This is a genomic window from Aminobacter aganoensis (assembly GCF_014206975.1).
GTDB lineage: Bacteria > Pseudomonadota > Alphaproteobacteria > Rhizobiales > Rhizobiaceae > Aminobacter > Aminobacter aganoensis.
The window spans coordinates 397,902-422,319 of the sequence record NZ_JACHOU010000001.1 but is presented as its reverse complement, the minus strand read 5'-3'; the positions used below and the strand labels follow the sequence as shown (position 1 = coordinate 422,319).

The 24,418-nt window shown below is 63.2% G+C and carries 27 protein-coding genes and 1 tRNA gene; 16 read left to right on the top strand and 12 right to left on the bottom strand.

Going from position 1 to position 24,418, the window contains the following annotated elements; all coding sequences use genetic code 11:
• The first annotated feature begins 72 nt into the window (after positions 1-72).
• Entirely contained in the window at positions 73-957 is an 885-nt protein-coding gene (locus GGR00_RS02025; RefSeq protein ID WP_055977302.1) for a protein-methionine-sulfoxide reductase heme-binding subunit MsrQ, read from the top strand.
• A gap of 5 nt (positions 958-962) precedes the next feature.
• Here the strand turns inward: GGR00_RS02025 and GGR00_RS02020 are convergent, their stop codons facing one another.
• Positions 963-1,412, bottom strand: a complete 450-nt coding sequence (locus GGR00_RS02020) for a MarR family winged helix-turn-helix transcriptional regulator (RefSeq protein ID WP_055977299.1) — start codon at positions 1,410-1,412, stop codon at positions 963-965.
• A gap of 47 nt (positions 1,413-1,459) precedes the next feature.
• Between GGR00_RS02020 and GGR00_RS02015 the strand changes: the two genes are divergently transcribed.
• Positions 1,460-2,389: an alpha/beta hydrolase gene (locus GGR00_RS02015; protein WP_184697516.1), complete on the top strand. Its 930-nt coding sequence runs from the start codon at positions 1,460-1,462 to the stop codon at positions 2,387-2,389.
• Between the two features lie 29 nt (positions 2,390-2,418).
• On the opposite strand, the gene GGR00_RS02010 is transcribed toward GGR00_RS02015, so the two are convergent.
• Positions 2,419-2,814 carry a rhodanese-like domain-containing protein gene (locus tag GGR00_RS02010; RefSeq protein ID WP_184697513.1) on the bottom strand — a complete coding sequence of 132 codons (396 nt, stop codon included), beginning with the start codon at positions 2,812-2,814 and terminating at the stop codon, positions 2,419-2,421.
• A 256-nt stretch (positions 2,815-3,070) separates the two neighbouring features.
• Between GGR00_RS02010 and GGR00_RS02005 the strand changes: the two genes are divergently transcribed.
• Positions 3,071-4,936, top strand: a complete 1,866-nt coding sequence (locus GGR00_RS02005; protein ID WP_184697511.1) for a L,D-transpeptidase family protein — start codon at positions 3,071-3,073, stop codon at positions 4,934-4,936.
• Between the two features lie 156 nt (positions 4,937-5,092).
• Here GGR00_RS02005 and GGR00_RS02000 read toward each other — a convergent pair.
• Together GGR00_RS02000 and GGR00_RS01995 are read right to left on the bottom strand one after the other, a co-directional pair.
• A tRNA-Val gene (locus GGR00_RS02000) sits at positions 5,093-5,167 on the bottom strand.
• Positions 5,168-5,234: 67 nt separating this feature from the next.
• Positions 5,235-5,921, bottom strand: a complete 687-nt coding sequence (locus tag GGR00_RS01995; RefSeq protein WP_184697508.1) for a phosphoglycolate phosphatase — start codon at positions 5,919-5,921, stop codon at positions 5,235-5,237.
• 144 nt (positions 5,922-6,065) lie between these two features.
• Between GGR00_RS01995 and rpiA the strand changes: the two genes are divergently transcribed.
• The 4 genes from rpiA (at position 6,066) to GGR00_RS01975 (ending at position 10,445) form a co-directional block, all read left to right on the top strand.
• Positions 6,066-6,764 carry a ribose-5-phosphate isomerase RpiA gene (gene rpiA, locus GGR00_RS01990; protein WP_184697503.1) on the top strand — a complete coding sequence of 233 codons (699 nt, stop codon included), beginning with the start codon at positions 6,066-6,068 and terminating at the stop codon, positions 6,762-6,764.
• Between the two features lie 18 nt (positions 6,765-6,782).
• Positions 6,783-7,334, top strand: coding sequence for a DUF2059 domain-containing protein (locus tag GGR00_RS01985; protein WP_055977285.1), 552 nt, complete (start codon positions 6,783-6,785; stop codon positions 7,332-7,334).
• Between the two features lie 190 nt (positions 7,335-7,524).
• Complete coding sequence (gene gor, locus GGR00_RS01980) at positions 7,525-8,919, top strand: glutathione-disulfide reductase (RefSeq protein ID WP_184697500.1); 1,395 nt, start codon at positions 7,525-7,527, stop codon at positions 8,917-8,919.
• A gap of 152 nt (positions 8,920-9,071) precedes the next feature.
• Complete coding sequence (locus tag GGR00_RS01975; protein WP_055977280.1) at positions 9,072-10,445, top strand: class II 3-deoxy-7-phosphoheptulonate synthase; 1,374 nt, start codon at positions 9,072-9,074, stop codon at positions 10,443-10,445.
• Positions 10,446-10,497: 52 nt separating this feature from the next.
• Here GGR00_RS01975 and GGR00_RS01970 read toward each other — a convergent pair whose 3' ends face one another.
• The 3 genes from GGR00_RS01970 to GGR00_RS01960 form a co-directional block, all read right to left on the bottom strand.
• Complete coding sequence (locus tag GGR00_RS01970; RefSeq protein ID WP_184697497.1) at positions 10,498-11,268, bottom strand: RES family NAD+ phosphorylase; 771 nt, start codon at positions 11,266-11,268, stop codon at positions 10,498-10,500.
• Positions 11,228-11,608, bottom strand: coding sequence for an MbcA/ParS/Xre antitoxin family protein (locus GGR00_RS01965; RefSeq protein ID WP_055977717.1), 381 nt, complete (start codon positions 11,606-11,608; stop codon positions 11,228-11,230). The genes GGR00_RS01970 and GGR00_RS01965 overlap by 41 nt, the downstream gene beginning before the upstream one ends.
• Positions 11,609-11,686: 78 nt before the next feature.
• The gene (locus GGR00_RS01960) at positions 11,687-12,757 is read right to left on the bottom strand and encodes a GGDEF domain-containing protein (RefSeq protein WP_184697494.1); all 1,071 of its coding nucleotides are present in this window, start codon (positions 12,755-12,757) and stop codon (positions 11,687-11,689) included.
• Between the two features lie 323 nt (positions 12,758-13,080).
• Between GGR00_RS01960 and GGR00_RS01955 the strand changes: the two genes are divergently transcribed.
• From GGR00_RS01955 to GGR00_RS01940, 4 genes are all read left to right on the top strand, one after another.
• The gene (locus GGR00_RS01955; protein ID WP_184697491.1) at positions 13,081-13,500 is read left to right on the top strand and encodes a GFA family protein; all 420 of its coding nucleotides are present in this window, start codon (positions 13,081-13,083) and stop codon (positions 13,498-13,500) included.
• 104 nt (positions 13,501-13,604) lie between these two features.
• Complete coding sequence (locus GGR00_RS01950) at positions 13,605-14,402, top strand: DODA-type extradiol aromatic ring-opening family dioxygenase (RefSeq protein ID WP_184697489.1); 798 nt, start codon at positions 13,605-13,607, stop codon at positions 14,400-14,402.
• A 50-nt stretch (positions 14,403-14,452) separates the two neighbouring features.
• Positions 14,453-14,812: a diacylglycerol kinase gene (locus GGR00_RS01945; RefSeq protein ID WP_055977268.1), complete on the top strand. Its 360-nt coding sequence runs from the start codon at positions 14,453-14,455 to the stop codon at positions 14,810-14,812.
• Between the two features lie 40 nt (positions 14,813-14,852).
• Positions 14,853-15,440 (top strand): hemerythrin domain-containing protein, encoded by a 588-nt coding sequence (locus GGR00_RS01940; RefSeq protein ID WP_184697486.1) that lies wholly within the window; start codon positions 14,853-14,855, stop codon positions 15,438-15,440.
• Between the two features lie 2 nt (positions 15,441-15,442).
• Here the strand turns inward: GGR00_RS01940 and GGR00_RS01935 are convergent, their stop codons facing one another.
• Together GGR00_RS01935 and GGR00_RS01930 are read right to left on the bottom strand one after the other, a co-directional pair.
• Positions 15,443-16,024 carry a DedA family protein gene (locus tag GGR00_RS01935; protein WP_184697484.1) on the bottom strand — a complete coding sequence of 194 codons (582 nt, stop codon included), beginning with the start codon at positions 16,022-16,024 and terminating at the stop codon, positions 15,443-15,445.
• The gene (locus tag GGR00_RS01930) at positions 16,021-16,584 is read right to left on the bottom strand and encodes a DUF1003 domain-containing protein (protein ID WP_184697481.1); all 564 of its coding nucleotides are present in this window, start codon (positions 16,582-16,584) and stop codon (positions 16,021-16,023) included. The genes GGR00_RS01935 and GGR00_RS01930 overlap by 4 nt, the downstream gene beginning before the upstream one ends.
• Before the next feature lie 99 nt (positions 16,585-16,683).
• Here GGR00_RS01930 and GGR00_RS01925 point away from each other — a divergent pair, with 99 nt between their 5' ends.
• The 4 genes from GGR00_RS01925 to GGR00_RS01910 are packed head-to-tail and all read left to right on the top strand — an operon-like array spanning position 16,684 to position 20,850.
• Positions 16,684-17,394, top strand: a complete 711-nt coding sequence (locus GGR00_RS01925; protein ID WP_055977258.1) for a DNA-3-methyladenine glycosylase I — start codon at positions 16,684-16,686, stop codon at positions 17,392-17,394.
• A gap of 53 nt (positions 17,395-17,447) precedes the next feature.
• A complete protein-coding gene (locus GGR00_RS01920) occupies positions 17,448-19,130 on the top strand; it encodes an NAD+ synthase (protein WP_055977255.1) in 1,683 nt (560 codons plus the stop codon).
• A 55-nt stretch (positions 19,131-19,185) separates the two neighbouring features.
• On the top strand, positions 19,186-19,605 hold the full coding sequence (locus GGR00_RS01915; protein ID WP_055977251.1) for a GNAT family N-acetyltransferase: 420 nt from the start codon (positions 19,186-19,188) through the stop codon (positions 19,603-19,605).
• Positions 19,606-19,614: 9 nt separating this feature from the next.
• Positions 19,615-20,850 carry an MFS transporter gene (locus tag GGR00_RS01910; RefSeq protein ID WP_055977248.1) on the top strand — a complete coding sequence of 412 codons (1,236 nt, stop codon included), beginning with the start codon at positions 19,615-19,617 and terminating at the stop codon, positions 20,848-20,850.
• A gap of 10 nt (positions 20,851-20,860) precedes the next feature.
• Here GGR00_RS01910 and GGR00_RS01905 read toward each other — a convergent pair whose 3' ends face one another.
• From GGR00_RS01905 to GGR00_RS01895, 3 genes are read right to left on the bottom strand one after another with little or no spacing between them, the layout of a single operon-like run.
• Complete coding sequence (locus GGR00_RS01905; protein WP_055977245.1) at positions 20,861-21,481, bottom strand: ATP-dependent Clp protease proteolytic subunit; 621 nt, start codon at positions 21,479-21,481, stop codon at positions 20,861-20,863.
• Positions 21,482-21,516: 35 nt separating this feature from the next.
• Positions 21,517-21,900: an SRPBCC family protein gene (locus GGR00_RS01900; protein ID WP_055977242.1), complete on the bottom strand. Its 384-nt coding sequence runs from the start codon at positions 21,898-21,900 to the stop codon at positions 21,517-21,519.
• Complete coding sequence (locus GGR00_RS01895; RefSeq protein ID WP_055977237.1) at positions 21,897-22,211, bottom strand: ArsR/SmtB family transcription factor; 315 nt, start codon at positions 22,209-22,211, stop codon at positions 21,897-21,899. The genes GGR00_RS01900 and GGR00_RS01895 overlap by 4 nt, the downstream gene beginning before the upstream one ends.
• A 342-nt stretch (positions 22,212-22,553) precedes the next feature.
• On the opposite strand from GGR00_RS01895, the gene GGR00_RS01890 reads away from it, so the two are divergent.
• Complete coding sequence (locus GGR00_RS01890) at positions 22,554-24,356, top strand: ABC transporter ATP-binding protein (RefSeq protein WP_055977231.1); 1,803 nt, start codon at positions 22,554-22,556, stop codon at positions 24,354-24,356.
• The last annotated feature ends 62 nt before the right edge of the window (positions 24,357-24,418 follow it).

Below are 24,418 nucleotides of genomic sequence, written 5' to 3'. Positions count from 1 at the left end.
GTGATCGTGCTAAGGTAACTTTTGCGGCTTTCGCCACGTATACCCGGCAAAGCTGCTGGAGCCACTTGTCGCATGAAGCCCTGGACCGACCGCGCCGGAAAACTGTCGCCGCTGAAGGCTGCCGCGTTCGTGGGAACGCTCGTGCCGGCGCTGCTTCTGGCCTACTACGCCGCGACAGGGTTCCCGTCGGCAGCGCCGACCGGGGGCCTGCTCGGCCCGCGACCGTTCACGGCGGCCATCCATCACACCGGCGACTGGGCGATCCGCTTCCTGCTGTTGTCGCTGGCGGTTACGCCGCTGCGGCGCATCGGCCAATGGCCGAAGCTCATCCTCATCCGCCGGATGCTCGGTGTCGCCGCGCTCTGCTACGCGCTTGGCCACCTCGTCCTCTACTTCTTCGACCAGAACTGGAACGTTGCGCGCGTTGTCAGCGAAATCGCGCTGCGCATCTACCTGACGATCGGCTTCGTCGCATTGCTTGGCCTCGTTGCGCTTGGTGCGACCTCCACCGATGCGGCGATCAGCAAGCTCGGGCGCAACTGGAACCGCCTGCACAAGATCGTCTACGGCATAGGCATCCTGGCGGCGCTGCATTTCTTCATGCAATCGAAGGCCGATGTCTACGAGCCGACGCTGATGGCCGGTTTCTTCATGCTGCTGATGTTCTATCGGCTGGCGCATTGGCGCGGCCTGGGCCTGACGTCGCCGTGGGTGTTGATCGCAATCGCCGTGGCCGCAGCGCTCGCGACCGTCGCCGTCGAGGCGGCCTGGTATGGGTTGGCAACAGGGGTGCCGCCCGGCCGCGTGCTTTCGGCCAACTTGCAATTTTCCTATTCGATCCGGCCGGCGTGGTGGATCCTGGCGACTGGGCTCGGCGCCGCCGTGCTCGGTTATGTCAGGTCGTTGGGCAAGGCCGATGCGCCGCGAGGCAGGCGCGTGGCCCGGGCTAGCGCCTGAACCCTCTAGTCCTTCAGGGCATCGGCGACACGCAGCATATGCGCGCCGATCAGGTCGCATTGCTCGGGCGTCGAGGCGCTCATCGCCTTTTCGATCAGCGCGCCATAAGCCTTCAGCGCCCGCATCAGCAAAGCTTCGCCGTCCGCAGTCAGCGTTAGACGCATGATGCGCCTGTCCTTGGCGTCGGCCTCACGACTGACCAGCGAGCGCTTCTCGAGCTGCGGCAGCAGCATGGTGATGTTCGAACGGCCGACCAGCAGCTTGCGCGCCAGGTCGTGCTGCGACATGCCGGGATGCCGGTAGAGATTCATCAGCACATCCAGCTGCGCCGGCTTGAGATCGTGGGGCTGCAAGGCGGTCGCCAGGGCGCGTTCCATCGAATGGCACGCCTTCGCCACCGCGACCCAGTTGCGGAACCGCGGATTTTCCCACGGCAAATCTTGTTTATTGTTCATGATTGAACTATTATGTTCATGATTGAACTTATGGATGGGCGCGCACTATGGCATCAATCGGGCTGAAGGTCATCCGGCGGCTGTTCGGGGCTGCCGAGGTTGTTTCGCCGCGGCTTGCCGGCCGCGCCGCATTCGAGCTTTTCCGGCGCACGCCAAGCGAAAAGTCGCTGTCGGAGGCTGAAAGGCGGGCCATTGGCCGGGCTGCCGACTTCATGGCCGAGGCACGCCATCACCGAATCAAGACACGGACGGGCTGCGTTGCCATGCATGAATTCCGTCCGTCCCAGGGAAGGCAGGCTGGAACCGTGCTTGTCATCCATGGCTGGCGGTCGCGCACCGAATACATGCGGGCGCTGATCGAGGGCTACTGCAGCGCCGGCTATCGCGTGGTCTCGCTCGACCTGCCCGGCCATGGCGGCTCGCTCGGCCGCGCGCTCGACATGGCAAAGGCGGTCGAGGCGGCCACGCTCGCCGGCCAATGGTTCGGGCCGTTCGAGGCGATCGTCGGCCATTCCTTCGGCGGCGCCGTCGCAGTCAACGCCGCGGCAGGAACCGTCAAGGGATTTGCGCCGCTTTCGGCAAACCGGCTGGTGCTCATCGCCGCGCCCGATTCGATGCCACGGCTGTTCGAAGATTTCGGCCGCTACGTCAATCTGGGCGCCCGGACGCAGCAGGCCATCGCGGGTCAGGTCGAACGCGTGACCGGAACGCCGATCCATCAATTCATCAGCTCGAGGCTGCTGATGCGCCTGGCCATTCCGACTCTGGTCATCCATGCTCCCGACGACAGGGAGGTGTCGGCCAAGGACGCGCGGGCGATGGCCGGAGCCGGGCGTCATGTCCGGCTGTTTTGGGCAGAAGGCCTCGGCCATCGGCGCATCCTGTCAGACGCCCGCGTTGTCGAGGAGGGCGTCGGCTTTGTCAGGAACTCGCTGCTGCTCGAAGCCCTGGCAATGCCGCGCGAGAGCGTTGCCTAGTCGCCCCGGCTGTTTGCCGATGGTGGCGATCAGCCCTTTTTCTCGCCTGTTTCGGTCGGCAGGCCGGCGCTTCGCCAGGCGGTGAAGCCGCCCAGGATATGGCGCACCGGCTCCAGCCCCATCTCTTGCGCGGTCTTGGCCGCAAGTGCCGAACGCCAGCCGCCGGCGCAGAAGAACACGAAGCTCTTGCCGCTCGAGAAGAAGGGTTTGTGGTAGGGGCTCTCGGGGTCGATCCAGAATTCCAGCATACCGCGCGGACAGTGCTGCGCGCCCGGTATCCGGCCTTCGCGCTGAACCTCGCGTGGGTCTCGGAGGTCGACGAACACGGTGTCCGGGTCGTCGAGCAGGGTCGCGGCTTCTTCGGGCGAGACCACTTCGACCACTGCGTTGGCCTCGTCGAGCAGTTCGCGATAACCCTGTTTCACCTTGACCCCGCGTCAACTTGTCTTGGAGTGCGAAGTTCTCGCATGAAGACGTGCCGCCTGTCATTGGCATCGGATTGTGCCAGCCCTCCGCCTGCCTCACGATGATGTGAAACTGTTCGGCAACAGCTGCCGGGAAATTTATGAAAGCTTAACGTTATCGGTATGAATCGATGGAGGAGCGCCTTACATCCGACATGGGGTGACAAGAATTCTTCCATCGGTGCGTAGAGCGATTCCGGCAGGGGATGGGTAATTTATGACGCTTTCTTTCCTGAAAAAGCCGATCTTTCTTCCACTTGCCGCCTTGGCCGCCAGCCTCGCCATGGGTGCGCCGCAGGCCGGTGCGCAGAATTTCTTCGACATCCTGTTCGGTGGCAACAACCGGAACTACAGGCAGCCCCAGGGCGAGTTTCCGCCACCGCCGCGCAAGGCGCCGCCGAAGCGGGCAGCGCCGGCCAGGATCAGCGCGCCGTCCTATTATACCTACAAGACAGACCAGATGGTGCCGGTCGACTTCGCCAAGCTGGTGCCGACCACGCAATCGGTTTCGCTGGAGCCCTCGCTCGCCGGCACCGCGTTTCGTGAAGCGCTTGCCGGCCTGAGCGATTTCAACCTCGTCGCCGAAAAAGAGATCGCCAAGGCGCTGCTCGACTATTATTCGGCCAATCCCGAATTCATCTGGGTTACCGGCCAGGCGGCCAACAGCCGCGCCGAAGACGCGATCCGCAGCTTGAGCGATGCGGCAAACCACGGGCTGATGCCGGCGGACTATTCCGTTGCGGTGCCGCCAGCCGCCTTCGCTGCAGACAACAGCGCGGGCCGGTTGAAGGCGCTGATCCGTTTCGAAATGGCAATGTCGGCCCGCGTGCTGCGCTACGTACATGACGCGCAGGGCGGCCGCATCGATCCAAACCGCATCTCCGGCTACTACGATTTCGCGGCCAAGCCGCTCGACATGGTCGGCGTGCTGAAGAGCCTGAGCCAGTCGCAGGACGCGCGCGCCCTGCTGGAGGGCTACCATCCGAAGAACCCGGAATACCAGGCGCTGCGCGTCGAACTGGAAGCGCTGCGGGCGAGCGAGGAAAACGACATCGTCGTCGATGCCAAGCTGCTGCTCAAGCCGGGCGAGACCAGCCCGGAACTGCCCAAGCTGCTGCACCTGATCGCGCGCGACCTCGACGACGAGATGGGCGGCGATTACGGCGAGACGCTTGCCAGGCTGGGCACGAGCGAGACCTACGTGCCTGAACTGGTGCCGGTGATCGAGGCGGTGCAGAAGCGGGCAGGGTTGAAGCCCGACGGCGTGGTCGGACCACGCACAGTGGCGACGCTCGCAGGCACGTCCAAGGCGGATCGCCTGGACAAGGTATTGGTGGCGCTGGAGCAGTTGCGCTGGCTGCCTTCCGACCTCGGCAGCCCGCGCGTCTTCATCAACCAGCCGGCCTATACCGCAAGCTACATCGACGGCGGCACAGAGAAGCTCAAGATGCGGACGGTGATCGGCAAGACCACCAACCAGACCAGCTTCTTCCAGGATGAGATCGAGCAGGTCGACTACAATCCCTATTGGGGCGTGCCGCAGTCGATCATCGTCAACGAGATGCTGCCGCGCCTGCGCAACGACCCGAGCTATCTCGACCGTGCCGGCTACGAGGTCACCGATTCGCGCGGCAAGCGCATTCCGTCGTCGTCGATCGACTGGGGCCAGTATGGCGCCAAGGTGCCGTTCAGCGTGCGCCAGGCACCGAGCGAGGCGAATGCGCTGGGCGAACTCAAGATCCTGTTCCCCAACAAGCACGCCATCTACATGCACGACACGCCACAGAAGGCGCTGTTCGACCGCGACAACCGCGCCTTCAGCCACGGCTGCATCCGGCTTTCGGATCCGCGCGGCATGGCGGCCGCCGTGCTCGGCACCGATGTCGACCATATAGCAGCCAAGCTGAAGCAGGGCCATTCCTTCGAGAAGGTGACGCGCAAGATCCCGGTCTATGTCGCCTATTTCACGGCTTGGCCGACGCTCGACGGCAAGGTTGAATATTTCGGCGACGTCTACGACCGCGACGCCAGGCTCAAGGACGCGATGACCCGCACCGACGCGGCGAGGGCGCCGAGCATCTGATTTTCGGAAATGGGCCATTTGATTCCCTGCCTGCGGATTGCCGGCTGGGAATGACGGATTCGTTGTCGGGATGCATTTGCAGCGCCGAAATGCACAGGCAGGCCGCACGGCAACGCTGTGCAGCATGATCATGTGAGCAATTTCAGTGAAGCGGAATGGTGGGCGATATAGGGATTGAACCTATGACCCCACCCGTGTGAAGGGTGTGCTCTCCCGCTGAGCTAATCGCCCGTCCGAGGCCCGAGGGCCGAACGTCCGGGCGATATAGTGGAGGGGCGGGAGTGGTGTCAAGGCGGCTTTAGCGACTTGCCGCTTCTATCAGCTTCTGAGCCATGCCAAGCGTCAGTTCGTCATAGTGCGAGATGACAACCGAAGGCTCGTATTCGCTAACGTGACGGTCGGTATAGCCGAAATCGACGGCAACGACCGGGATGCCGGCTGCCTTGGCGGTGTCGATGTCGGTGACCGAATCGCCGACCATGACAGCGCGCGTCACGTCGCCGCCTGCCTTGGCGATGGTTTCGGTCAGGTGGCGGGGGTCCGGCTTGCGGATGCCGAAGGTTTCGGGCCCGGTGATCGCCGCGAAGCGCTCCGACAGGCCCAGCGACCGAATGAGGCCCGTTGCGAGGGTCTCATACTTGTTGGTGCAGACCGCGAGCAGGTAGCCGGCCGAAGCAAAGCGATCCATGGCGGCAATGACGCCGGGATAGGGCTGCGAGCGGCCCGGAATGTTGAGCGTGTAGTGATCGAGGAAGATATCGTGCAGGCGGTCGTGCTCGAGGGCGGCGAGCTGCTGCTTGCGCTGGGCGGTGTAGGCCCGCTCGATCATCACGCGCCCGCCCTGGCCGACGAAGCGGCGGAAGGCGGTGTCGTCGACCTGGGACAGGCCGCCTGCAACGAGCGTATGGTTCAGGCTGTCGAGCAGGTCGGGCGCCGTGTCGACGAGCGTGCCGTCGAGGTCGAAAACAATGATCGGTTTGGACATGGCGCCGCTTTCATGGGTTTCTTCGTTGCCAGAGCCGATAGCCCCGGGCCCGGCGTGACGCAAGCCACGGGTCATAAAGCCTTTGACCCAACGGGCAAAAATGCTAGGAGCCAAGCCTGAATTCGAGGATTTTGCGAACAAATCATGGATGCCAAGGCTTTGAAGATCGAGGCGGCACGAGCCGCCTTGGGCTATGTCGAGAGCGGAATGCGCCTCGGCATCGGTACGGGTTCGACGGCCGAAGAGTTCGTCAGGCTGCTCGCCGAAAAGGTTGCAGCCGGCATGAAGGTGATCGGCGTGCCGACATCCGAGCGCACTGCTGCCCTTTGCCGCGAATTGTCTGTGCCGCTGTCGACGCTCGACGAAACGCCTGAGCTCGACCTCACCATCGACGGCGCCGACGAGATCGACCCGGCTCTTTCGCTGGTCAAGGGCGGTGGCGGCGCGCTGCTGCGCGAAAAGATCGTGGCGGCCGCCTCGGCGCGCATGGTGGTCATCGCCGACCAGACCAAGCTGGTCGAGGCGCTTGGGCGCTTCCCGCTGCCGATCGAGGTCAATCCGTTCGGCCTCAAGGCAACCGAAATCGCCATCGCCAAGGCAGCGGCAAAACTCGGCCTTTCCGGCCCGCTGGTGCTGCGAAAGACAGGCGGGGAGACCTTCGTAACCGACGGTGGACATTTCATTATCGATGCATCTTTTGGCCGCATTCCCGATACAAGAGCGCTTTCTGATGCCCTGCACGCCATCCCCGGCGTCGTCGAGCATGGCCTCTTTCTCGGCCTGGCCACCGTTGCCGTCATCGCCGGTACAGACGGTGTCAAGACCGTCCATCCGACCCGCTAAACAGGAGTTCTATTCATCATGATTTTGACAAACCGGCTTCGCGGCTTCTCCGTCATGGTGGCGGCTTCGGCATTTGCGGCGATCGCGTTCTCGGCACAGGCCCAGGAGATCGGCGAATCCCATCTCAAGGCGGCTCATGCCGCGATTTCGGCGATCCACGCCACGGACTCCTTCGATTCGATCCTGCCGCAGGCGGCCGCAGCGCTGAAGCAGCAGCTGATCCAGCAGAACCCGGACATGCAGGAACTGATCACCCAGACGGTGGACGAGAACACGCTGGCGCTGGCGTCGCGCCGCGCCGACCTCGAAAAGGAATCGGCGCTTGCCTATGCCAAGGCCTTCTCCGAGCAGAACCTCAACGACATCGCCACCTTCTACAATTCCGAGGCCGGCAAGAAGCTGATCGAGAGCGGTCCGATCGCCTCGCGCGAATTGGTCAAGGCCGCCGAGATCTGGCAGAACGGCATTGCCCGCGATCTCGCCGAACAGGTTGGCGAAAAGCTCAAGGCCGTTGCCGGCACCAAGGCTCCGGCAGCTGAAGGCGCGGCGCCGGAAACGCCGAAGCCGTAATCTTCCGCGACCAACGGTCACGATCCAGAAGCCCGGCAGTCGCCGGGCTTTTCTTTTGGTGCCGCTGCCACTACCTGTGACCCACCCAATCGCGGCGACCGGCCGGCAATCGGAAACGGTTGCTGCGACCGGAATGCGCTGCTTCAAACGACATCGGAGCGGCTGCGCTCCGACCGCTGGAAGGACCACCATGGCTCAGTACGACTACGACCTCTTCGTCATCGGCGGCGGCTCCGGCGGGGTGCGTGCAGCACGGGTTGCGGCGGCACTTGGAAAACGTGTCGCGCTGGCCGAGGAGTTCCGCTTCGGCGGTACCTGCGTCATCCGCGGCTGCGTGCCCAAGAAGCTCTATGTCTATGCCTCGCAGTTTCCCGAGCATTTCGAGGATGCCGCAGGTTATGGCTGGACAGTGGGCGAAGCAAAGTTCGATTGGGCAGCGCTTGTCGCCAACAAGGAGCGTGAGATTTCTCGGCTCGAGGCGATCTACAAGCGCAATGTCGAAGGCTCCGGCGGCGAGACGATCCATTCGCGCGCCGTGCTCGTCGACAGCCATACTATCAGGATTGAGGCGGAAAATCGTACCGTTACCGCCGATCAGATTCTGATTGCCACGGGCGGACGGGCGGCCGCGCATCCGGCGCTTCCCGGTCATGAGCACTGCATCTATTCGAACGAGGTTTTCGATCTTGCAGAATTGCCCAAGGCGATCCTGATCGAGGGCGGCGGCTACATCGCCGTTGAATTCGCCAACATCTTCCACGGCCTCGGCGTCGAGACGACGCTGGTCTATCGCGGCAAGGAAATCCTCAGCCGCTTCGACATGGACCTGCGGCGCACGTTGCACGACACGATGGTTGCCAAGGGCATTCGCATCCTGTGCCCGGCGGTCTCGGAAGAGGTGGTCAAGCGGGCCGACGGGCGTCTCGACGCGCGTCTCAACACCGGCGAGGTGCTGACCGTCGATCAGGTCATGCTGGCCATCGGCCGCACGCCCAACACCGAAAACCTCGGCCTTGAAGCCGCGGGCGTCGTCATGGACAGGCAGGGCGCCATCGTCGTCGACCGTTTCTCGCGCACCAACGTGCAGAACGTCTGGGCTGTCGGCGACGTCACCAATCGCGTCCAGCTTACGCCTGTCGCGATCCACGAGGCGATGTGCTTCATCGAGACGGCGTTCAAGAACAACCCGACCGAGCCTGATCACGATTGCGTGGCAACGGCGGTGTTTTCGCAGCCCGAGATCGGCACCGTCGGTCTCTCCGAGGACGAGGCGGCCAAGCGGTTCAAGCACCTCGAAATCTACCGCACCAGCTTCCGGCCGATGCGCCACACGCTGTCTGGCAGGCAGGAAAAGATGCTGATGAAGCTGGTCGTCGATGGCGACACGCGCCTTGTGCTGGGCGCCCACGTGCTGGGCCCCGATGCCGGCGAGATGGCGCAGCTGCTCGGCATCACGCTGAAGGCGGGTCTCACCAAGGACGATTTCGACCGCACCATGGCTGTGCATCCGACCGCGGCGGAAGAACTTGTGACCATGTACAAGCCTACCTATCTCGTGAAGGAGGGTGTTCGCATCGACGGTTGATTGTGCGTTCAGGCGACGTGCAATCCTGGGTTCGGTCGTACACCTAATACGGGGTAGTATAGCGGCTCCTCATCGTGTAAGGAGCCGCGTTCCCGTATTGGCGGGTCATAGCGCGGGTGAGGTGCCCGCTGGCAAAACTTTTAGGTGCGAACATGACGAAATGGTCACCGAATTCCTGGAGAAGCATGCCGATCCAGCAGGTCCCGGCTTATCCGGATGCTGCGGCGCTCACGGAAACGGAAGCTCGTCTCGCCACCTTTCCCCCCTTGGTTTTTGCGGGTGAAGCGCGAAAACTGAAGAAGCAGCTCGCCGCCGTCGCCAATGGCGAAGCCTTCCTGCTCCAGGGCGGCGATTGCGCCGAGAGCTTCGCCGAACATGGCGCGGACAACATCCGCGACTTCTTCCGCGTCTTCCTGCAGATGTCGGTCGTGCTGACCTTCGCCGGCGCGCAGCCGGTGGTGAAGGTCGGTCGCATTGCCGGCCAGTTCGCCAAGCCGCGCTCGTCCGACAACGAGACCAAGGGCGACGTGACGCTGCCGAGCTACCGCGGCGACATCATCAACGGCCCGGCATTCGACGAAAAGTCGCGTGTGCCCGATCCGGCGCGCCAGGAAATGGCCTACCGTCAGTCGGCGGCGACGCTGAACCTGCTGCGCGCTTTCGCGCAGGGCGGCTATGCCAGCCTCGAGAATGTTCAGCGCTGGATGCTCGGCTTCGTGTCGAACAGCCCGCAGGGCGAGCGTTACGAGGCCCTGGCCAATCGCATCACCGAGACGATGGACTTCATGCGTGCCGTCGGCATCACGTCGGAGACCAACTACGCGCTGCGCGAGACCGACTTCTACACCAGCCATGAGGCGCTGCTGCTCGGTTACGAGCAGGCGCTGACCCGCGTCGATTCGACCTCGGGCGACTGGTATGCGACGTCGGGCCACATGATCTGGATCGGTGACCGCACGCGCCAGGTCGATCACGCCCACGTCGAATACTGCCGTGGCGTGAAGAACCCGCTCGGGCTCAAGTGCGGCCCGTCGATCGCGCCTGACAACCTGCTCAAGCTGATCGACGTGCTGAACCCGGAGAACGAGGCTGGCCGCCTGACCCTGATCGCGCGCTTCGGCCACGACAAGGTCGGCGACCACCTGCCGAAGCTGATCCGCGCCGTCGAGAAGGAAGGCCGCAAGGTCGTCTGGTCATGCGATCCGATGCATGGCAACACGATCACCGCCGCCGGCTACAAGACGCGTCCGTTCGACCGCATCCTGAGCGAAGTGCAGAGCTTCTTCGACATCCACCGCTCCGAGGGTACTCACCCGGGCGGCATTCATGTCGAGATGACAGGCAACAACGTGACCGAATGCACAGGTGGCGCCCGCGCCATCACCGCCGAAGAGCTGCAGGATCGCTACCACACGCATTGCGATCCGCGCCTCAACGCCGACCAGGCGATCGAACTCGCCTTCCTGGTGTCGGAACTGCTCAGGAAGAGCGCGCCGGCCGCCGAGAAGAAGGCAGTCAACGCCTGATCCGCAGTAGGCAAGTTCAAGTCAAAGGCGCCGGTTTCGACCGGCGCCTTTTTCATGTTCTGATCCAGCGCATGTCTTGAAGGCGAGGATCGCCGGCAAAGCTGGTGCGGTCGAAGCCGATGCGGATCTCGGGGAATTCGCAGATGGCCTGGACGCCGGAAGGGCCAAGGCGGATACGCCAGGTCTGCCGCTCGACGGGTGCAGGCTTGGCAAAGACCGTGCAGGATAGAAGCGCCAGGTTGGCACCGCTCCGGGGATCGCGCACCGAGCGATAGCGGATCGCCTGCAAATTGGCCTCGCGCGCGGCGTCGGTCACTTGCTGGCAGGCAGCGTAGTCGGTCGGATGCGTCCAGCTTGCAGCATCCTCCGAGAATGGCGGCGCGGTCAGGTCGATGGCGCGGGTCGTCTTGAAGGCAGCGGCGAAGGCCGTGTATTCGGCCGCGTCGCTGGGCCAGGGCGTGTCGGGAGATTCGGAAAAGAACAGCAGCCGGTAGAAAGCCATCTCGGCGACGGCGGTCTGCACTTTCTCGGCGGCGTAGTAGACGCCAAGCGATTTGCCGGCGCGGCGGAAGCGCGAACCGGTTGGATAGTTCGAGCCGTAGCGGAACGGCGTCGCCAGCAGATAGTGCAGCTTGCGGCATTCGACCGGCACGACCGGCTTGGTTGCCTCGACCAATTCCTCCAGCAATGCCTGCTCGTCGAGGTCGTCGACGAGCTTTAGGGTGGACACGCGATGCTGGGCCTCGACCAGCCGCCAGCAACGGCCTTCGAGCGCACGCGCCTCAGACGAGAGCGCGGCGGGCGTCCAGGTAGGCAATGACATCGACGAGCCCGGAAATGGTGACGATCTTCTCGATTGGCGTGGCGCCGAGCGCTGTGTTGTCGTTGCGCAGCCAGGACCGGGCGACCGACTCGTCGCCGCCGACTATGGCGTCGAGCGAGCGGAACAGGCGGACGAACAACACGGCGAGCTCGAAAGGCTTGCTGCCGGCTTCCAGGGCGAATTCCTGCTTGCGCATCCTGGATACCGTGGCTTCGGAGACGCCGATGACGGAGGCGAGGGCCTTGGCGGTGATGCCGAGCATGTCGGCGGCGCGCAGGGTCGCCTTGGTGATGACGGTGCCCTGGCTGGCTGCTGGTGTTGGATCGAGGTGGTTCCGCATCGGTCTTTCCATTTCTATGGAAAATATAGTCCATATAAATTCACATGGAAAGAGGTGCTGCCGAAACGCCGTCGCCGATCAGTCCTTCTTGTAGAGCATCCAGTTCTTGCCCTGGCGCTCCGCAATCGTCGAATAGCGGGTGACGCGATTGCGGCCGATGAGCTTGGAACGGTAAAGCGCGCGGTCCGCCTTGGCGTAGAGGTCTTCGGGGCTTTCGGCGTCGGATGCCATGCAGACGCCCATTGAAACCGTCACCTGGCCGTAGTTCACGCCGGGCTGGATATCCTTGAGTTGTGTCTGCGCAACCAGCAGGCGAACCCGATCGGCGATCTCGAAGGTGGCTTCCTCGGTGGTGCCTTCGACGATCAGCGCAAACTCCTCGCCGCCGGTGCGGGCGACGAACATGTCGCGATGGACGCTCGACTGGAAGATGTCAGCGATGATCCGCAGGATTTTGTCGCCGACGGGATGGCCGTGCCGGTCATTGATGTCCTTGAACCGGTCGATGTCGGCCAAGATCAGGGCGCTGAACAGGATTCCCTTGTTGTCGTTGTAGATCCTGGCGATCCTTCGGTCGAAGGCGCGCCGATTCCAGATGTGGGTCAGCGGGTCGGTGTCGGCGAGCTTCTTGTACTCTTCGAGCTTCGACTTAACGCTTTCGAGTTCGCTCGACTTGTCGCCGAGCGTGCTCGCCACCTGCTTGCCGTGATCGATGGTCGAGGCCGTGGCCACCGCCATGACGCCGACGATCTTCTGCAGCAGTTCCTGGGACATCGCCGTGCGGCTGTTCAGGCCGCTCGACGTTTCGTCGAGCACCTTGCCGTAGCGCTCCAGATGGCTGCGCTCGTTGCGCAGCAGGCTGGCAACGCCCTCGAGCTCGCGTGCCAGGATCTCGCGTGCCTGTTCGACGATGCCCTGGCCATGGTTCAAGGCGAAGAACTTCTGGCCGACAAGGTCCAGCTGGTCCTGGGTCGGGCGATTGCCGAGCGCGATGACTTCGAGGCTGAGCGCCGGGTTGGTGCCGGTCAGCGCCTCATAGAAGATCTCGTAGTTGCGCGGCAGGCCGATGACTCCCATCTGGGCCATCGTCGCCACGACAGTGCTCGCAATATCATTGCCTCGGTCTGTCGGGGCGGCTGCAGAATGCATGTATGTCCCGTTTTCAGTTGGCCAAACGATCGCTTCCATGCCGGCAAAATTCTGGCAGGCGACCGGTCGGGAGCGAGCGGCGAGATGAGAGTGCTTTGCAACGACGCAGGTCCCCTCTGCGTTCATCACTTGTATTGACCTCTAATTTAGGCTGGCTAAGGTTTCCTTAATTTGCAGGGATGTTGCGTTCATTTTTCTACCACAGGGTGTATTTTCCGGCGCCAGACATTGCCTGGGCAACGTCAACATGCCGGATGTCGCAATCTCACGCGCATCCCGTCTAGCGAAAGACCAATCTGGGACCGGCCAGTAGAGGACAGGAAATGGACAAGCCGAACAAAGGATCATGCCTGTGTGGGGGCGTGCGCTTCACTACGACGGGGCCGCTGCGCGGCGTGGTCTATTGTCATTGTACGCAATGCCGGAAGCAGAGCGGTCATTATTATGCTGCCACCAGCGTCGCCGACGACGAACTGGAGATCGAGGGCAGCGAGCACATCACCTGGTATGCAGCCTCGGATTTCGCCCGGCGAGGATTTTGCAGCTGTTGCGGCTCGCTGCTGTTCTGGAAGGCGCATAGCGAGCCGGACATCTCGATCATGGCCGGTCTGTTCGACGATCCCAACGGGCTTGCCGGCTCCTGTCATATCTTTGTCGGTCAGAAGGCCGGCCACTACGACATCGATGACGGCTTGCCCCAATATGAACGGTCATCGCCGGACTTTGTCGTAGCAGAGGAGTGAACAGCGACAGGCTCTTCGTTCACGTGCGGTGAACGCTTCGTCGCTTTGAGGCGGTCTGCTCGAAACCATCTGCAGGGCGTATATTCAGGGCAAGGAGAAAGAAAATGACCTCGTTGCCCACACTGTTCATTTCGCATGGCGGCCCGGACATCGTCCTGGCCGATACGCCGGCCCGCCACTATCTCGAAACCGTTGCGGATCTGATGCCTAAACCGAAGGCGATCGTCGTCGTTTCGGCCCATTTCGAGACCGACGGCGTGGCGGTGGTGACCGATCCCAAGCCTGGCATGATCTATGACTTCGGCGGCTTTGCCCCGGAACTCTACAAGATGGTTTACCCAGCCCCGGGCGAGCCGGCGCTCGCGACGAAAGTTTTCGGCATGCTCGAGGCAGCCGGGCTCAATCCTCACACCTATGAGAAGCGCGGCTATGACCACGGCACCTGGACGCCGATGAAGCTTGCCTTCCCGGATGCCAACATACCGATCGTGCAGGTATCGATCGATCCGAACCGCGATGCAGCGTGGCACTATGCCATCGGCAAGGCGCTGGCGCCGTTGCGCGACGAAGGCGTCCTTTTGATCGGTTCGGGTCACGTCACCCACAACCTGCGCGCCTATTTCTCGACGTTGAGGCATGGCGCGGAGGCTGATCCGGTTCTGGCCGGCAAGGTGCACGCCTTCACAGAATGGTTCGCCGGCAAGCTGGTTTCGGGTGACACCGATGCGATCCTCCACTGGAAGGATGAGGCACCGTATCCGTCGGAGAACCACCCGACTGACGAGCATCTGATGCCGATCTTCTTTGCCTATGGGGCGGCAGGCGAGGGTGCAAAAGGGCGCCGCGTGCACGATTCGGTCGACCACGGCTTCTTTGCCAACGATTCCTATCTGTTCGACTGATCGCCGAGCAGCTAAATGATGCCCCTTCGATTGAGCTGAAAGGGCATTTCATGGATCGGCTGGTCAAGGCTTTCCAGAATTCGGTGCGGGCGTTCTCGCGGTTGATCCGCACCGAAGCGGCGTTCCAGCAGGAGATCATGCTGCTGGTCGCTGCACTCCCGATCGGCTGGTTCCTGGCCGAGACTTGGAGCGGCTATGCGCTGCTGATCGGCTCGATCCTCTTCCTCGTCACCGTCGAAGTTCTCAACACCGGCATCGAGGCGGCATGCGATGCTGTGAGCCGTGAGTTCAACATCGACATCCAACTCGCCAAGGACTGCGGCTCGCTTGCCGTGCTGATCTCGATCGTGATCGTGCTCGGCGTCTGGGGCTTCGCCATCGCCGAGCGCCTCCTCGGCCTTTCGATCTGACGGAGCCGTACCTACATGTCGGTCACCAAAGGAGACCGACATGGCTGATCAAGCCGATATCCACCATCTCGAATCCAGGGCAGGCCTGCCCGAGGATCTGCGCTGGCTGGTCGACAAATACCCGCGCGAGGACTGGTTCGACCATGACAACGTTCATGGCATGGCGTCGATGTGGCTGCAGCGGCATGACATGTTCCGCGAACTGGGCGCCATGCTCACCACGGGCATCGGCGACTATCGCGAGGGCCGCATGGATGCGCAGCAGTTCGCCCGCTGGTTTGCGCCGCGCCTCAACCACTTCCTCGGCAATCTCGACGGGCACCACAATGTCGAGGACCACCACTACTTTCCTGTCTTCGCCAACGCTGAAACGCGGCTAAGGCCAGGCTTCGAGATCCTCGATGCCGACCATCACCTGATCCATGAGGCGCTGGAACGCAATGCCGAGACGGCAAGCGCCTTTCTTCGTGCGCTCAAGGAAAGCGAAGACAGCCAGCGCTTCGCCGCCGACGCCTATGCCGACGAGAACGCGCGGCTGGTGGCGATGCTGACCAGGCATCTCGACGACGAGGAAGACCTGATCATCCCGCTGATCCTGGATCGCGGCGACCGCGACCTCATCGGCTGAATCTACTCGCGCGGTTCTTTCTTCACGACATGACGGGCGAGCAGCCAAGCTGCGACGGCCACCACCGCGCCGATGCCGAGCCCGATCAGCAGGCGCTGATGTCCTTTCAGCGCGTCGCCGATAATGTGCTCGGCACCGAGGCCGAAAACGTAGCCAAGGCTGACGAACAGCGCTGCCCAGGCCAGTGCGGACAGTGCGTTCAACGCAAGGAAGACGAGAACGGGAATGCGCGACAGCCCGGCGGCGATGCCGCCCGCCAGGCGCATGCCGTAGATATAGCGGTTGGCCAGAACGAACAGATACGGATGCGACTGCACCATCCGATAAGCGTGGCTGAATCCCGGCCGGCGACGCAGCAAGCGCACCCATTTGTGGTTCGAAAACCGGCGGCCCAGCACGAAGAACAGCGTGTCGCCGAGAAAGGCGCCGGACGCCGCCGTGGCAAAGGCCTGCCAGGGTGCAAACACCTGCTGATGGGCAAAGAAACCGCCGAGGATAGCCACGCTTTCGCCTTCGGCCATGCAGCCGACGAACACCGCCAAAAGCCCAAAGCGCTCGACGAGGCTGTGGATCGTGTCGATCATTGGGCCGGAGACTGCCCGGCGGCGGGAGGGGCGATGCGGCCGACTTGCTCGGCGAGCTCGCGGAGCTGTTGGCGCAGCAGGATGATCTCCTGGAAGCGGATTTCGTCGAGCTTCTCGTGCAGTGCCATGATCTCGATCTCGGCCTTGAGGTTCACCGCATAGTCATGTGCGGCATCGATGCGGTCGCGCTCGGCCTGCCGGTTCTGCGACATCATGATGATCGGCGCCTGCACTGCTGCGAGCATCGACAAGATGAGGTTGAGGAAGATGAATGGATAGGGATCGAAAGATTCGCGGCCAAGCATCCAGGCGTTGAGCCCGGTCCATGCTACGAGGAAAGCCAGGAAGGTAAGGATGAAGCTCCAGGAGCCGCCGATACGGGCTATTGCATCGGCAAGGCGGTCGCCGGTGCCTTCGTGTCGTTCCACGCTTTCGTTGACGTTGCGCGAGACGGCCTTCCTGTCGATCGCGCTTTGCAGCACCTTGTGCTCGACCTCGCTCAGGTTCTCGGATTTCCGGGCCAGCCAGCGGCCTGCAAGGTCAGCTACGGTCTTGTTCATGTTCCGCTCCGCACTGGTGAAGGCGCTGCTTGGCAGCGGCAAATCCATATAAGAAGATATTCGCGTGCGGCGCCAGAATGCGGGCGAGGAGGGACCAGGATGGATTTTGCGAAGATCAGGGCGCGGGCTGCCGACCGCAAGGGCGGCGAGGCGGTGCTGAAGTCGCTGCTCGGACCGGTGTCCGGTAATGCAGCACTTGCCAAGGTCAGCGACGACCGCATCCTCTCCACCATGGCCGAGCGGGTCTTTGCGGCCGGTTTCGTCTGGCGGGTCATCGAGCAGAAGTGGCCGGGCTTCGAGGAAGCCTTTCTGGGGTTCGAGCCGAAGCGGCTGTTGTTCCAGCCCGACGATTTCTGGCACGACTTGGCATCGGACAAGCGCATCGTGCGCAATCCGCAGAAAATCCGGTCGGTGCGCGACAATGCCGCCTTCGTCGAGCACGTATCGAAGGAGCATGGCGGCTTCGGCAAATTCTTGGCCGACTGGCCGGCCGACGACCAGGTCGGGCTCACCGCCTATCTCGGCAAGCACGGCAGCCGCCTTGGTGGCAACACCGGGCAGTACCTGCTGCGCTGGCTCGGCTGGGACACCTTCATCCTGTCGCAGGACATGATCCTGGCGTTGCGCGATGCCGGGCTCGACATCGGCGAAGCGGCCACGTCGAAGAAGGACCTCGCCAAGGTGCAGGCACAGATCAACGAATGGGCGGTGGCGACCGGGCTGCCGCGAGCGCATATCTCGCGCATCCTGTCGATGTCGATCGGCGTCAACCACCCGGCCGACGAACTCCGCGCCTACATGGGCGAATGATGGTCCAATCGATCGCCATTGCCCCCCACAAAGACGCAGGCTAAACCGCTGGCATGACGAAAAAATCCATCCCCGATATCCTCCGTGTCGCTGTCGCCCAGTTGAACCCGACTGTCGGTGACATCCAGGGCAATCTTGCCAAGGCGCGTGAGGCAAGGGCGGATGCGGCACGCCAGGGTGCCGACCTCGTGCTGTTCACCGAACTGTTCCTGGCCGGCTATCCGCCGGAAGATCTCGTGCTCAAGCCGGCCTTCCTGGCAGCGTGCGAACGGGCAGCAGAGGATTTTGCCAAGGACACCGCCGACAACGGCCCCGGCGTCATCATCGGGGTGCCGCTCAAGCGCAAGAGCGGCGTGCACAATGCGATCATCGTCGCCGATGGCGGCAAGGTCATTGCCGAACGCTTCAAGGTCGACCTGCCCAACTACGGCGAATTCGACGAGAAGCGCGTCTTCCAGGCCGGTCCCGACATGCCCGGGCCGGTCAATTTCCGCGGCGTGCGCCTCGGCATCCCGATCTGCGAGGATATCTGGGGCGAACTCGGCGTCTGCGAGACGCTGGCCGAGAGCGGTGCCGAAATCCTGCTGGTTCCGAACGGCTCGCCCTACTATCGCGCCAAGATGGATGTGCGCCACCAGGTGGCGATCCGCCAGGTGATCGAGAGCGGCCTGCCGCTGCTCTATGCCAACCAGCTTGGCGGGCAGGACGAGCTGGTGTTCGACGGCGCCTCGTTTGCGATCAATGCCGACCATTCGCTGGCGTTCCAGATGAGCCAGTTCGAGGAAACGGTGGCGATGACGCTGTGGCGGCGCGGCGACGAAGGCTGGGCCTGCGTCGAGGGGCCGATGTCGAAGATACCCGAGCGGGAAGAGGCCGATTATCGCGCCTGCATGCTGGGCCTGCGCGATTACGTCAACAAGAATGGCTTCAAGAACGTTGTGCTCGGCCTATCGGGCGGCATCGATTCGGCGATCTGCGCGGCGCTCGCCGTCGATGCGCTGGGCGAGGAGCGGCTGCGGGCGATCATGATGCCTTACCGCTACACCTCGTCCGACTCGCTGAAAGATGCCGAGGACTGCGCCCGCGCGCTCGGCTGCCGCTATGACATCGTGCCGATCCACGAGCCTGTCGATGGGTTTTCGCATGCGTTGACGCAGCTGTTCGAAGGCACCAAGGAAGGCATCACCGAGGAAAACCTGCAGTCGCGCGCCCGCGGCACGATCCTGATGGCCGTGTCCAACAAGTTCGGCTCGATGGTGGTGACGACGGGCAACAAGAGCGAGATGTCGGTCGGTTATGCCACGCTCTACGGCGACATGAATGGCGGCTTCAATCCGATCAAGGACCTCTACAAGATGCAGGTCTATGCGCTGTCGCGCTGGCGCAATACCCAGGTACCGCCCGGCGCACTCGGCCCCTCGGGCGAGGTGATCCCCAAGAACATCATCGACAAGGCGCCTTCCGCCGAACTGCGTCCCAACCAGACCGACCAGGATTCGTTGCCGCCATATCCTGATCTCGACGACATCCTGGAGTGCCTGGTCGAGAACGAGATGGGGGTCGACGAGATCGTGGCGCGCGGCCATGACCGCGACACCGTCCACCGCATCGAGCACCTGCTTTACATCGCCGAATACAAGCGGCGGCAGGCGGCGCCGGGCGTGAAGATCACCAAGAAAAACTTTGGCCGCGACCGGCGCTACCCGATTACAAATCGATTCAGGGATCGCGGATAAAAGCCTGAAATCAATAGCATATCATGCGGCGGGTTTCCGCCGGAAGGAATGACCCATGGCTGTGGTCGAGATCAGCTTTGACCTGTCGCGCATCGATTTCGGCAAGACGTCGGAAGTCATCAAGGCGAGCTATTGGGGCGCGGAGCGAAGCGACGAGATCAACCGGCGCGCCTTCGACAACTCACTCTGCGTGGGCGCCTATCTCGACCGGCGGCAGGTCGGTTTCGCCAGGGTGGTCACCGACAATGCCTGCTTCGCCTATGTCTGCGATGTGATCGTCTGGCCCGAACATCGTGGCCTCGGAATCGGCACGGGCCTCGTGCAGGCGCTGCTCGACCATCCGGACCTTGCCAGCGTGACCGGCTGGAGCCTGCGCACCAGCGACGCGCATGGCCTCTACAACAAGTTTGGCTTCGAGGTTTCGAACGACGGCATGTACATGCGCCTGGCGCGGCAGCCAGCCGCTCACGCATAGACCGGGCCGGTGTCTTACATCGCCTTCGTCCGAGACAATCCGCGCTGGCTTGCCGGCGGGTTCCTGCTCACCTTCTTCTCGACCTTCGGCATGACATCGTTCGTCGCTTTGTCGGCCGGCGACATCCGCCGCGACTATGGTCTGTCGCATGGCGAGTTCGGCACGATCTACATGTTTGCGACACTGGCCAGCGCCTTGAGCCTGCCGTATCTCGGCCAGATCGTCGACCGCCGCAGCGTGCGCAACGTGGCGCTGTTCATCGTGCCGATGCTGGCGCTGGCAAGCGCCTCGATGGCGCTGTCGCAGCACCTCGCGCTGTTATTCGTGACGATCTATCTGCTGCGCCTGTTCGGCCAGGGCATGATGGTGCATGCCGCCTACACAGCGACCGCGCGCTGGTTTTCGGCGCAAAGGGGGCGCGCGCTTTCGACCGTCATCCTCGGCCACAATGCCGGCGACGGCATCCTGCCGATGGCATTCGTGCTGATCTCCGCCGCGGTCGGCTGGCGCAACAGCTGGCTGCTGTCGGCAGCCGTGCTGGCGTTTGTCGCGGTGCCGGCAATTGCCGTTCTGGTGGCCAGGGACCGGAAGCCGCGCCCGTCGGACCCTGCGGCTCGCCGGGTCGATGCGCGCGACTGGACGCGGGCCGAGGTCGTCCGCGATCCGATCTTCTATGTCTTGCTGCTAGGCGTGATGGCGCCGGGCCTGATCGTGACGACCCTGTTTTTCCACCAGGTCTATCTGGTGGAGTTGCGAGGCTGGTCGCTCGAGGTCTTCGCCTCGTCCTACCTGGTGACCGCGCTGGTCAATGCCGCCTTCACGCTGGTGGTCGGCCAACTCATCGACCGCTTTTCCGGCTTGTCGCTGCTGCCTTTCGTGTTGCTGCCGCTGGGGCTCGCCTGCCTGTTGCTGGGCCTCGTCGACGCGCAGTGGAGTGCCTTCGGCTTCATGGCGCTGCTCGGCGTCTCGAACGGTTTGTCGACGATGCTGTTCGGCGCCGTCTGGCCCGAAGTCTACGGCTTGAAGCACCTTGGCTCGATCAGGGCACTGATCGTGGCCGCCGGGGTACTCGCCTCTGCAATCGGACCGGGCCTGACCGGGTTCCTGATCGATGGCGGCGTGAGTTATCCCGGCCAGATTTTGGCAATGGGCTTCTACTGCTTTGCCGTTTCATTCATCCTGCTGCTGGCGTCGCGCCGGGTACGAGCGCGGAGCCATGTCGAGGCTGCGCCTGTCGCAGCCTGAGCGAGGCCGGTCACTTTCCGGAAATGCCTTCGACGGTTTCGCGCCGGTCGTAGACGTGGTCGACGATGCCCCAGTTCCTGGCTTCCTCCGCCGTGAAGAAGAAGTCGCGGTCGAGAACGCGTGAAACCTCCTCTTCGGTTCGTCCACAGTGCTCGGCATAGAGGCGCGTCATGCGGCGCTTGAGCTTGAGGATGTCCTCGGCATGGCGCTCGATGTCGGAAGCCTGGCCGCGGAAGCCGCCGGAGGGCTGGTGCAGGATCACGCTGGCATTGGGCAGGGCAATGCGCCGGCCAGGCTCGCCGGCCATCAGCAGGAACGAGCCCATCGAGCCCGCCGTGCCCATGCACAGGGTCGAGACAGGGCAGCGGATGAACTGCATGGTGTCGTAGATGGCGAAGCCGCTGGTCACCACGCCGCCGGGCGAGTTGATGTAGAACGAGATTTCGCGATTGGGGTTTTCCGACTCGAGGAACAGCAGCTGCGCGCAGATCAGCGACGCCGAATTGTCGTCGACCTCGCCGTTGAGGAAGACGATCCGCTCGCGCAGCAGCCGCGAGAAGATGTCGAAGGAGCGTTCGCCGCGGGGCGACTGTTCGACGACCATGGGGACGAGTTGCATCGTGTCGCGCATGCGCGAGTTCCTTCCATCGTTGGGAGTGGTTTGGGTTAGGCGGCGCGCGCCATGATCGGCGGGCTGTTCGAGTTGGCCGCGCCACCGATCCGTCGGCCGCTTTCGGCGCTGTGGGTCAGGCGGAACCATGTGCCGCCGCCCGGCTGCGCTTCGAGGTCGAAGGTCACGAAACTCTCCGGCTCGCTCGCCGAGGCGTCGTTCCAGGCATAGCGAACACGTGAAAAGGGCAGGGCCTCGACGATCCGGTAGGCAGGTCCGCTCGTATCTGCGGACACCTCGTCCGCTGCGGGCACGTCGAGCCAGGCCGAGATCAGTTCAGGCACGGTCAGCGCACGCCAGACCTTCTCCGGGTCTGCCTCAAGTTCGCATTCGACGACGATCGCCTCGCTCCGGTCGTCGGTTTCGGCCATGTCCGTCATTGGTCCATCTCCTTGAGCAAGGTCTTCAGTCGCTCGACGCGGTCCGGCCAGAAGGCACGATAGCGGGCCAGCCAGTCGAACAGCGGCTTCAGCCCGTCGGGGTTGACGCTGTAGTTGGTGTGCCGGCCGGCCCGTTCTTCACTGATCAGCCCGGCGCCGCGCAGCACCGCGATATGCTGCGAGACGGCGGGCTGCGAGATTTCGAGGCCTTCGCGCAGTTCGGTCGCGTTCTTCCCGCCGGACAGCAGCCTGTCGAACACGGCACGTCGCGTCGGGTCGGAAAGGGCGCGGAATACGTCAGATTCGTTCATGGATTTCAGATAAGCATACACTTATCTATTGCGCAAGCGGTACTCGTCGGCATGCTTGTTCTGGCACAATTGGCTTCGGTCCAGACCGGGACTTGGCGAAGCAAAGTTGCTCGGTTATAAGCAACTCCTTCGCGGCCACTAACAGGGAGGTCTGAATGCCAGAATATGACATGTCCTCCCGAGGTTCGAACCGAGGCCATTGACCTCGCGAACCGCCTTCGGTGTCTTTTGTTCCCGACGCCGCCGTACCGCGACTTCCTGATTCCATAAGAATTATTCGTCGCGCCCTTGAACATCTTTTTTCTCTGAGGATGGCGTCGGTTTCGACGCCTCGATGACATCATGGCTCGTTTTCGTATCGACCTGCGCGGCGGCGCCTTCCGCAGCGTTCTGGGATTCACTTTCAGGCACTGGAAGCACCAGCCGGTGCGGCTCGTCGTCATTTCGGCGGCCGTTCTCGTCTCGACCATGGCCGACGTGATGACGCCGCTCTACTCGGGTCGGCTGATCGACGCCGTCGCCAGTGGCGCTGCGACCGATGAGGTGGCGTGGAACGCTGCCCTGGCGGCGTTCTTCACGCTGCTGGCGCTGGCGACCGGTTCGCTGGTGTTCCGTCACATCGCGTTTGCCGGCATCATCGAGCTGACGCTCAAGATGATGTCCGACATTGCCCAAGACGCGTTCCATCGCGTCCAGCGCTTTTCGACCGACTGGCATGCCAACAGCTTCGCCGGTTCGACGGTGCGCAAGGTGACGCGCGGCATGTGGGCGCTCGACCTGCTCAACGACACGCTGCTGGTGGCGCTGTTGCCGTCGATCGTGATGCTGGTGGGCTCGACACTCCTGCTGGGCTGGCACTGGCCGATGATGGGCCTGATCATTGCAGCGGGCTCGCTCATCTTCATCGCGCAGACGGTGGTGATGTCGCTCGGCTTCGTCGCGCCGGCGGCAAGCCTTGCCAACCGCTGGGACACGCGGCTGGGTGGTTCGCTCGCCGATGCCGTCAGCTGCAACTCCGTGGTCAAGGCGTTCGGCGCCGAAGAGCGTGAGGAAGGCCGGCTTGCCAAGGTGATCGCCAAGTGGCGCCACCGCACGGCGAGAACCTGGATGCGCGGGACGATCAACGGCACGTCGCAGAACGTCACCCTGGTTCTGCTGCGCGCCGCGATCATCGGCTTTGCGTTGACGCTCTGGGCGGGCGGACAGGCGAGCGCGGGCGATATCGCCTTCGTGCTGACGTCGTTCTTCCTGCTGCAGGGCTATCTGCGCGATGTTGGCATGCACATCCGCAACCTGCAGCGCTCGGTCAACGACATGGAGGAACTGGTCGACATCCAGGGCCAGCCGCTCGGCGTCGCCGACCGGCCGGGCGCCAAGCCGATCCAGATCCGCGATGGCGGCATCGAGTTCGACAATGTGACCTTCCACTATGGCACTCACGCGTTGCCGCTCTACCGGGATTTCTCCGTGTCGATCAGGCCGGGCGAGCGTGTCGGCCTTGTCGGTCACTCGGGTTCGGGCAAGACGACATTCGTCAAGCTAATCCAGCGGCTGTACGACGTCGGCGGCGGCCGGATCACCATCGATGGGCAGGATATCGCCAGGACGACGCAGTCGTCGCTGCGTTCGCAGGTGGCGATCGTCCAGCAGGAGCCGATCCTGTTCCACCGGTCGCTTGCCGAGAACATCGCCTATGCCCGCCCGGGCGCGACGCAGGCCGAGATCGAACACGCGGCGAAACTCGCCAGCGCGCATGATTTCATCCAGCGCCTGCCCAAGGGCTACGGCACGCTTGTCGGTGAACGCGGCGTCAAGCTGTCGGGCGGCGAACGCCAGCGCGTGGCCATCGCGCGGGCATTCCTGGCCGATGCGCCGATCCTGATCCTCGACGAGGCGACTTCCAGCCTCGATTCGGAATCGGAGGTGCTGATCCAGGAGGCCATGGAGCGGTTGATGGTCGGACGCACGACACTGGTCATCGCGCACCGGCTGTCGACGGTGCGGGCGCTCGACCGGCTGCTCGTCTTCGATCGGGGCGAGATCGTCGAAGAGGGCCGGCACGAGGCACTGGTCCGCCTCGACGGCGGTATTTACCGCCGGCTGTTCGAGCGCCAGGCACTGGAGCTTACGAAAGGTCTGGTCTGATCTTGAAAGGGCCGCGAGTGATCGCGGCCCTTACTTCGTCTCATAGGCGGAAGTAGTCCTAT

Excerpts from the sequence above, each read along its gene's own strand:
- GGR00_RS01890 (WP_055977231.1), top strand. The coding sequence starts at position 22,554 with ATGGCTCGTTTTCGTATCGACCTGCGCGGCGGCGCCTTCCGCAGCGTT.
- GGR00_RS01960 (WP_184697494.1), bottom strand. The coding sequence starts at position 12,757 with ATGCATTCTGCAGCCGCCCCGACAGACCGAGGCAATGATATTGCGAGC.
- GGR00_RS01940 (WP_184697486.1), top strand. The coding sequence starts at position 14,853 with ATGGCTGATCAAGCCGATATCCACCATCTCGAATCCAGGGCAGGCCTG.
- GGR00_RS01905 (WP_055977245.1), bottom strand. The coding sequence starts at position 21,481 with ATGCGCGACACGATGCAACTCGTCCCCATGGTCGTCGAACAGTCGCCC.
- GGR00_RS01925 (WP_055977258.1), top strand. The coding sequence starts at position 16,684 with ATGGATTTTGCGAAGATCAGGGCGCGGGCTGCCGACCGCAAGGGCGGC.
- GGR00_RS01995 (WP_184697508.1), bottom strand. The coding sequence starts at position 5,921 with ATGTCCAAACCGATCATTGTTTTCGACCTCGACGGCACGCTCGTCGAC.
- GGR00_RS01900 (WP_055977242.1), bottom strand. The coding sequence starts at position 21,900 with ATGACGGACATGGCCGAAACCGACGACCGGAGCGAGGCGATCGTCGTC.
- GGR00_RS01915 (WP_055977251.1), top strand. The coding sequence starts at position 19,186 with ATGGCTGTGGTCGAGATCAGCTTTGACCTGTCGCGCATCGATTTCGGC.
- GGR00_RS01920 (WP_055977255.1), top strand. The coding sequence starts at position 17,448 with ATGACGAAAAAATCCATCCCCGATATCCTCCGTGTCGCTGTCGCCCAG.
- GGR00_RS01895 (WP_055977237.1), bottom strand. The coding sequence starts at position 22,211 with ATGAACGAATCTGACGTATTCCGCGCCCTTTCCGACCCGACGCGACGT.
- GGR00_RS01955 (WP_184697491.1), top strand. The coding sequence starts at position 13,081 with ATGGACAAGCCGAACAAAGGATCATGCCTGTGTGGGGGCGTGCGCTTC.
- GGR00_RS01985 (WP_055977285.1), top strand. The coding sequence starts at position 6,783 with ATGATTTTGACAAACCGGCTTCGCGGCTTCTCCGTCATGGTGGCGGCT.
- GGR00_RS02025 (WP_055977302.1), top strand. The coding sequence starts at position 73 with ATGAAGCCCTGGACCGACCGCGCCGGAAAACTGTCGCCGCTGAAGGCT.
- GGR00_RS01975 (WP_055977280.1), top strand. The coding sequence starts at position 9,072 with ATGACGAAATGGTCACCGAATTCCTGGAGAAGCATGCCGATCCAGCAG.
- GGR00_RS02015 (WP_184697516.1), top strand. The coding sequence starts at position 1,460 with ATGGCATCAATCGGGCTGAAGGTCATCCGGCGGCTGTTCGGGGCTGCC.
- GGR00_RS01950 (WP_184697489.1), top strand. The coding sequence starts at position 13,605 with ATGACCTCGTTGCCCACACTGTTCATTTCGCATGGCGGCCCGGACATC.
- rpiA (WP_184697503.1), top strand. The coding sequence starts at position 6,066 with ATGGATGCCAAGGCTTTGAAGATCGAGGCGGCACGAGCCGCCTTGGGC.
- GGR00_RS01945 (WP_055977268.1), top strand. The coding sequence starts at position 14,453 with ATGGATCGGCTGGTCAAGGCTTTCCAGAATTCGGTGCGGGCGTTCTCG.
- gor (WP_184697500.1), top strand. The coding sequence starts at position 7,525 with ATGGCTCAGTACGACTACGACCTCTTCGTCATCGGCGGCGGCTCCGGC.
- GGR00_RS02005 (WP_184697511.1), top strand. The coding sequence starts at position 3,071 with ATGACGCTTTCTTTCCTGAAAAAGCCGATCTTTCTTCCACTTGCCGCC.
- GGR00_RS01965 (WP_055977717.1), bottom strand. The coding sequence starts at position 11,608 with ATGCGGAACCACCTCGATCCAACACCAGCAGCCAGCCAGGGCACCGTC.
- GGR00_RS01930 (WP_184697481.1), bottom strand. The coding sequence starts at position 16,584 with ATGAACAAGACCGTAGCTGACCTTGCAGGCCGCTGGCTGGCCCGGAAA.
- GGR00_RS02020 (WP_055977299.1), bottom strand. The coding sequence starts at position 1,412 with ATGAACAATAAACAAGATTTGCCGTGGGAAAATCCGCGGTTCCGCAAC.
- GGR00_RS01970 (WP_184697497.1), bottom strand. The coding sequence starts at position 11,268 with ATGTCATTGCCTACCTGGACGCCCGCCGCGCTCTCGTCTGAGGCGCGT.
- GGR00_RS01935 (WP_184697484.1), bottom strand. The coding sequence starts at position 16,024 with ATGATCGACACGATCCACAGCCTCGTCGAGCGCTTTGGGCTTTTGGCG.